The following is a 3,065-nucleotide window of genomic DNA, read 5'->3' on the forward strand; positions in this document are numbered from 1 at the left end:
ACGACTGCTTGAATTGTTCATTCACCAGCGCATGACGTTCATCAAGGTGAACATGATAAACCCCCTGCACGGCAAAGGGAGCATGACTGGGATTAAGCAAACGGGCCAGCGTATTAGCGCAGGAACGCAAACCAAACAGTTCCCGTAGTTTAATTAAACGGTCCAATTCAGGTAGCGCAATACCGAGATCCAGATAACTGACATTACAGGCAGCCTGATGACGTTTGGCCTGTTCGATTGACTCAGCCAAGGGTAAGCCTAAATCCGGTAACGCATGGCTGGCATAAAAACGCTGTGACCCCGGTTCAGATGCGCCGTGCAGACAAACCTTAACACCACTCGATGCCAACAACGCCACACTGAACAGGTACCAGGGCAATTGCCGGCGTTTACCTGCATAACAGCCTATATCAAGTTGTACGTTTAATGCCGTCAGCTCTGACGGAACACGTTCGCGACAAGCGCGAATAAAGGCGAGTAATTCTTCGACGGATTCTTCCTGCATACGCAGTAACATTAAAAATGCGCCCGCTTGTTCAGGCGCAATACTGTTGTCGAGTACGCGGCCCATGGCATCATAGGCCTCATCAAACGTCAGATGACGCGCACCCTTTTGCCCTTTGCCAAGGGCTTTAATATATTCACTAAATGGCAAGCTTCTCATAGGATTGATTAAGCAGCTCTAAAGAGACAGATTGGCGGGCATTTACAACATGTCCAATTACTACCAGTGCAGGACCTGTCATATTTGCTTGCGCAACGTGTTGAACTATATCGCTAATAGTCGCAGCGATGACCTGCTGTTGATTACAACACGCGTTCTCGATCACCGCAACTGGCATATTGGCATCTACGCCATTTTCCTGAAGCCGCTGGCACAACAAGGCGAGGCGCGAAAAGCCCATATAAATTACCGTGGTTTCGCGTTCAGCATTGCGCGCAATCGACGCCCAGTCGGCTTCTTTCTCAGGATTCTGAAACTGCGCCGTCATTAATCTAACCGATTGAGCCACACTGCGATCGGTAAGGGGAATGCCCGTGTAGGCCGAAGCACCGGAAGCGGCCGTTATTCCAGGGACAATCGCAAACGGAATATTTGCTTTGGTCAGTGCATCGGTTTCCTCACAGGTACGCGCAAACACGGCGGGATCGCCGCCCTTCAAGCGCACTACCCGCTTTCCTGCAAGCCCAAGTTCAACCATCCGCGCACAAATTTCATGTTGAGGCACACTGTGTTTACCACAGCGTTTACCCACAAAGACTTTTTCAATGTGACGTGGAATACAATCCAACACGGATTGATCCACCAGCCAGTCAAACAACACGATATCGGCGGTTTGCAGCAAACGGTATGCTTTTACGGTGAGTAATTCAGCATCGCCCGGTCCGGCCCCAACAATAAAGACTTCGCCGGTTTTGGCTTCGCCATGTCGATCCGCGGTAAACCCGCTATTGAGCCCACCGAGTAAGCCACGCTGCGTAAAACTGCGCAGCTTGGTTTGGATGCGTAACGCCCCTTCAATAAGCGGCGCGGTTACAGGATTAAATAATACGCTCATAAGGGGTAGATTCCGTGTCAGTTAACGTTGATGCCTCGCTCGATAGCAAGGAAGCCAGCTCGCTTTTACACGAACCACAATTTGTGCCGCACTTGAGTGTTTTGCCCAGTGCTTCCACGCTGTTACAACCATCCTGAACGGCTTGCTTGATGGTATTTTCACGCACACCAAAACAGCTACAAACCAGTTTACCCAGCAAAAATGCATCGTCGGGTTGCTGATTGAGTAAAGCACTTAGCTGTTCAGACGTCAGTGTGTCTGCCACTAACAGGCTATCTAACCAGTCCAGAGGCACATTCAGTGCAGTGGCGCTGAGCATCACTGCCAGCACCAACGCATCGTTGCGCGTAGCAATTACGCTTACTGCATCAGGTGTTTGTCGAGTCGCCCATTGGGTATCCTGCGGCAACAGCTTGTAAAGCATTGCCACCAGTTCCTGAGGCGCTTTTATATCTGCCACCGTGGCACTGTGCGCTACCTCAGTCGGGCAAGCTAACCAGTAGGTAAATGCATTGCGGATCGGACCAACATAATCAGCGCCGCCATACACCAGGCCGTATGAGCCCATCTGCGCTTTTTGTGCACTCACCGCGCCGTGTTTCAGCTCAGGCTGACCAGACAAAGGATCGTTTGCACCGTTTAATAAAGCCCCTACTTTACAGTGAGAGCCCCAGGTGGCTGACCAGTGAAACGGCGCAAACATGTCGCCCTTTCGCTGCTTGTCATCAACTTTAACCGGTAAAATAACGCTCGTATCTTTTGCGCATTCTGCGTTTAATTGCAGCAGGTCACCGTCTTTTACTCCCAGCGCTCTGGCATCATCACTGTTCACACTCAACCAGGGGCGATCCATGTGTTTTAGCAACCTTGCCGTGTTGCCTGTGCGAGTCATGGTATGCCATTGATCGCGCACTCTGCCAGTATTGAGCGCATAAGGATAAGCGACTGAGGTTGCTTGCGTGGGCAATGCAGGGCTCACCGCAATCATGCGTGCTTTACCATCTGGCGTATAAAATGTGCCATCTGAAAACAGGCGTCCTGACCCGGCGCGATGTACGTCACTAAAAGGCCATTGCTGTGGACGCATCAAATCGTACTGTTGTTCTGTGACCTCTTGTAGGGGCGATAAATCCAAGGCCCGGCGCCCTGTGTTTTCAGTGCCGGTTAACGCACAATGTTCACGGAAAATCTCAACCGGATGCTGATAGTTAAACGCCTGACCGAAGCCCAGTGCACTGGCTACTTCACTGATGATTTGCCAGTCGTGTTTGGCTTCTCCACTGGGTGGGACTAAGCCGCGCTGACGTGAAATCCGGCGTTCAGAGTTCGTTACCGTGCCATTCTTTTCCGACCAGCCGGTGGCCGGAAACACCACATCAGCAAACTTAAGCGTATCGGTTTGGGCTGCGGTATCAGACACAATCACCATTTCACATCGCGAAAGCGCTGCTTCAATTAATTCACGGTTTGGCATACTGGCAACCGGATTGGTCGCCATGATCCATA

Annotated in this window: 3 protein-coding genes; all 3 read right to left on the bottom strand. The window is 51.2% G+C overall.

Going from position 1 to position 3,065, the window contains the following annotated elements; genetic code table 11:
* The coding region (locus tag ACLR2L_RS19695; RefSeq protein WP_413370664.1) for a glycosyl transferase family protein at window positions 1-664 on the bottom strand (664 nt) is incomplete at its 3' end.
* The gene (gene cobA, locus ACLR2L_RS19700; RefSeq protein ID WP_413370666.1) at window positions 645-1,559 is read right to left on the bottom strand and encodes a uroporphyrinogen-III C-methyltransferase; all 915 of its coding nucleotides are present in this window, start codon (window positions 1,557-1,559) and stop codon (window positions 645-647) included. The genes ACLR2L_RS19695 and cobA, both read right to left, overlap by 20 nt.
* A partial coding sequence (locus ACLR2L_RS19705) for a molybdopterin-dependent oxidoreductase (RefSeq protein ID WP_413370668.1) occupies window positions 1,543-3,065 on the bottom strand: 1,523 nt, incomplete at its 5' end. The genes ACLR2L_RS19705 and cobA, both read right to left, overlap by 17 nt.

The sequence above is a fragment of the Alteromonas sp. AMM-1 genome (genome assembly GCF_047290655.1).
GTDB classification, from domain to species: Bacteria; Pseudomonadota; Gammaproteobacteria; order Enterobacterales; family Alteromonadaceae; genus Alteromonas; species Alteromonas mangrovi.